Here is an 871-nt window from a genome sequence, read left to right as displayed (position 1 = left end):
GGATTTAAAGAAATAGAGCCAGGCTATTACACAAAATGCGAAATGTGGAACGATTATTTTATATTTATAAATCCAATTGCAAATAAATACATGATATACACAAAAGAAAAAGATGAAAATGGATATTATTATACAAAAATATTATTAGATACTAATGATGTAGAAGATTTATATCATGCCATTGATGGAATGTTTGATATAGCGTATGACTATTTTAATAGCGAATGTTATCTTAACACAAAATATTTATATGAATATTGGAAGCATAACGAACCATACTCATTTTATCCATAAATTATTTTTTATTTTCTTTTATTATAAATGCTATTTATTTTTTTGTAATAAGCATTATATATTATATTGCTATAAGCACTATATCATTTTTATATAACATTTTTGTAATTGCATAAATTACAGAAATGCAAAAAGTTTATAAACTTTAAACTATGTATATAAAAATAGCGAGGTGGAAAAAGTGGCTGAGGAACAGATTAAAGAGGAAGAGGAAGAAAAGAAAGAGAAAATACTATATATTTTGACACAAATAAAGGATAGCATAAAAAACAATAAGCTAGAGACATTTGAAAGCTTAGATAAAATATTAGAACAGCTAAAAAGCGAAAACGAAAAATTTCAAGTGCTGATAGAAATATTTGAAAAAATAAGAAACAAAAAAGATTTAGATAGTAATGCATTACTTACGTTTATAAACTATAAGTTTGAAAAATACATATTTGAATATATAAAAGAACTTATAAAAATTGCTGATGCTGTTTATTTCCATTTCTCAAGCGACAGGATAATATTACAATTTGAAATTAAAATTTTACAAGAGAACGTTTACGAAGTATTTGCTGAAGCTGAGTTAATG

Annotated in this window: 2 protein-coding genes; both read left to right on the top strand. The window is 24.0% G+C overall.

Annotated features, from left to right (window positions below; translation table 11 throughout):
- Nucleotides 1-294, top strand: a 294-nt coding sequence (locus tag ACP5GV_RS08070) for a hypothetical protein (RefSeq protein ID WP_428103291.1), incomplete at its 5' end; no start/stop codon positions are given.
- 181 nt (nt 295-475) lie between these two features.
- On the top strand, nt 476-871 hold a 396-nt coding region (locus tag ACP5GV_RS08065; RefSeq protein ID WP_428103289.1), incomplete at its 3' end, for a hypothetical protein.

Origin of the sequence: Caldisphaera sp. (assembly GCF_049974385.1) — an archaeon.
Classification (GTDB): domain Archaea; phylum Thermoproteota; class Thermoprotei_A; order Sulfolobales; family Acidilobaceae; genus Caldisphaera.
Note: the sequence above shows the minus strand (reverse complement) of the source record. Positions and strands in the feature narration are given on the sequence as shown.